This window comes from Pseudoalteromonas sp. BSi20480 (genome assembly GCF_000241365.1).
Classification (GTDB): Bacteria; Pseudomonadota; Gammaproteobacteria; order Enterobacterales; family Alteromonadaceae; genus Pseudoalteromonas; species Pseudoalteromonas marina.
Window position 1 is genome coordinate 1 of sequence record NZ_BADX01000018.1, and the last position, 2,918, is coordinate 2,918.

Genomic DNA, 2,918 nt, shown 5'->3' on the forward strand with positions numbered 1-2,918 from the left:
GAAGCCTGTTTATGGATATCAAGTATATTTGTGGCTATGGCAACTTTATTATCATTGAAGCTGCCAAAAAACCAAAGTAAAGAGAAAGCTAATTAATCAAAGTCACATTTGAAAAAACGTTAACTACGTATTTCAATAGAGATATGTGAGAGCTGAGGTAAGAAACTTTTTAAAATAATTTCATATTCTTCTGACTTTAGAGGTTCACCTGATGTCACTTTAAGAATTGCAGCCTGGTGACCTGTCGCTATTTTCCATACATGAATATCGTTGATCACAGTGTTCTTTTTGCTTAATGCATCTGAAATCTTATCGAGAGTTGGCTTTTTCACAGACTTATCTAAAAGAACTTCACTGGATTCCTTAACTAAGCCATAAGACCAACGGAAAATGACTATTGCCCCAACAATCCCCATTAATGGGTCCATCCATAATAAGCCAATATATTTTCCTACTAATAAAGCAACAATGGCTAATAAAGAGGTTAGCGTGTCGGCCAGTACGTGAAAGTAGGCTGCTTTCATATTATGGTCGTGATCATGATGGTGGTGGGGTTCTCCATGGTGATGATGATCATCATGTAGGATAAAAACAGAGGCGACATTGACGACTAAACCTATAATCGCAACAACAATTGCTTCATTAAAATGAATTGATTGTGGTTCTATTAATCGTTGAACAGATTCTATTATCATCATCAATGCAACAATTGCTAAGGCAATAGCACTGGCAAAGCCACCTAAAGAGTTTACCTTGCCTGTTCCAAAGCTAAAGTCCTTATTGTTCGCATGCTTTTTAGCGTAAGAGTATGCAAAAATAGCAATGAGAAATGCCGCAGAGTGAGTTCCCATATGCCATCCATCAGCAAGCAGGGCCATAGAGCCTGACCAAGTTCCAGCGGTAATTTCAAGTACCATAATGACGGTTGTTAACCAAAAAACGAGCTTTACTTTGTTTTCATGGAGCTTACTGTCAATACCAAAATTATGAGAATGTTCCCACTGAATACGACTATCGTTTTTCATTAAATATCCTAAAATATTGCTTCATGCTGTTTATGAATAGCATCTATTTACACTTTGAAATATACTATACCCTAGTATACTACTTATCAAGTAAAGGAAATTTATGTCACATACAATCGCAGGGAAAAAAAAGCTCCTCAGTCGTGTTAGACGAATAAAAGGTCAATCACTCGCTTTAGAAACTGCTTTAGAAGGAGAGCCTAATTGTATGGCTGTTTTACAACAGGTAGCTGCGATTAAAGGTGCGGTTAATGGGCTGATGAAGGAAGTATTAGAAGGTCATTTGAGGGAACATTTAGGTGCAGAGGATATGACAAAAGAGGAACGATTAGAGGAGGTAGAAGATGTTATTTCCATTCTTAAAAGCTACTTAAAATAGAACTCTTAATGAAACAAATCGAAAAACCGATTGCCTCTCGGTTTTTTGTGTGGCACTATCCTATTACTTAAAAAATGGCGATTGAAATTTATGTTACTCGGTGAATTAGAAAAACAAGTTTTAGAATATCTATGGAAAAATCAACCTGCTGATGCCAAGCAGGTGCATAGCTATTTTGAAAAAGACCGAGGCGGATCTCTAAATACCATTCAAAGTACGCTAGAACGCTTGTTTAAAAAAGATTTGTTAAGTAGGGTAAAAAACGGCCACGCTTATCAATACTTTCCAAAAGTTGCAAGGCAAGAGCTGATAGGTCAGTTGATTAAAAGTATTACTCATGATTTTGTTACTGAAGATGAAAATAGTGTTGTTGCTGCTTTCTCTTCTATTTCATCAGATCTAGATGAAAAGCAGCTAGATAAATTGGAAGCAATGATTGAACAACAACGTCAAAAAATACAGAAGAATTCTGAAAAATGATTTATGGCCAATGGGCATTAGTATTTAATTTGCTCACGGTGGGGGTTTTAGCCTTTATCGTGGCTAACATATTTGTCTCAATTACTTTTTGGTTAGTCAAAAGTAAGTTGCAACACTATGCGGTATCAACTCGTAAATCATTATTATGGTTATTAGTGCTTGCTCCGTGGCTGATATCTTTATGTGCCACACTCTTTTTTAGTCCACTATTTCAAAACGGTTCAATATTTGTTTGGTTGACAGACCTTGCTCATTGGCACCATCCTGATATTTTCTATTTTATGAGCTGGCATAGTGCTAGTTTACTTATTTTTACCAGTTTTACTCTGTATATTTTTATACGAAAAATAACTCTTCTTTATCGTAATCATCATCAAATTAATTTGTTACGTGTATTAGGGATTGAAAATAGTAAGCAAGTCTATTTCATTGAATCATCTATACCTACAGCATTCACTGGTGGTGTGTTTAGGCCATCATGCTTTATATCTACGAGTCTTGTCGAGCAAACAACTGCTGATGACATAAAAATAATTATTCAGCATGAGTTAGCTCATGTTCATTATTTTGATCCATTAAAGAAATGGCTTTTCTCATTTTTCTCAGCTTATTTCGCTAATAATGTTAAACAGTTATTGATTTCCATGATGTCGCTATCTATGGAGCAAGCCGCTGATTCTTTTTATGCCGAAAATCAGCAACAATCACATAACGTTGCAAGTACCTTAGTAAAGTTTACTAAATTGGCTGCGAGCTACTCTATTCATCCACAATATAATAGTGAATTATTTGTTCATTTCTGTCGTCATTCTATTGAACAAAGAGTGCTTCATTTGCTTAGTGATAAACAGTTCAGACCATTTCCCACGGGAGGTGTTGTGATTGCAATACCCCTCTTAGTTCTAATTTCAACAACGTCTGTAGATAGCCTACATCACGTTATTGAAACGCTTTTTACTCATTAACCGCTAATTAAAATCTTACTCTAAGGTACTGATAATGAATCTTTATTTTAATATATGCTCTTACAAAAA

The 2,918-nt window shown here is 35.4% G+C and carries 4 protein-coding genes; 3 read left to right on the forward strand and 1 reads right to left on the reverse strand.

Annotation, left to right across the window (positions count from 1 at the left end; all coding sequences use genetic code 11):
* Positions 1-119: 119 nt before the first annotated feature.
* Positions 120-1,025 carry a CDF family Co(II)/Ni(II) efflux transporter DmeF gene (dmeF, locus tag P20480_RS15725; RefSeq protein ID WP_008126916.1) on the reverse strand — a complete coding sequence of 302 codons (906 nt, stop codon included), beginning with the start codon at positions 1,023-1,025 and terminating at the stop codon, positions 120-122.
* Positions 1,026-1,128: 103 nt separating this feature from the next.
* Here dmeF and P20480_RS17555 point away from each other — a divergent pair, with 103 nt between their 5' ends.
* From P20480_RS17555 to P20480_RS15715, 3 genes are all read left to right on the forward strand, one after another.
* Positions 1,129-1,404, forward strand: coding sequence for a metal/formaldehyde-sensitive transcriptional repressor (locus P20480_RS17555; RefSeq protein ID WP_024600843.1), 276 nt, complete (start codon positions 1,129-1,131; stop codon positions 1,402-1,404).
* Between the two features lie 90 nt (positions 1,405-1,494).
* Positions 1,495-1,884, forward strand: coding sequence for a BlaI/MecI/CopY family transcriptional regulator (locus P20480_RS15720; protein WP_008109165.1), 390 nt, complete (start codon positions 1,495-1,497; stop codon positions 1,882-1,884).
* Positions 1,881-2,849, forward strand: coding sequence for a M56 family metallopeptidase (locus tag P20480_RS15715; protein WP_008109167.1), 969 nt, complete (start codon positions 1,881-1,883; stop codon positions 2,847-2,849). Before P20480_RS15720 ends, P20480_RS15715 begins: the two co-directional genes overlap by 4 nt.
* Positions 2,850-2,918: the final 69 nt, after the last annotated feature.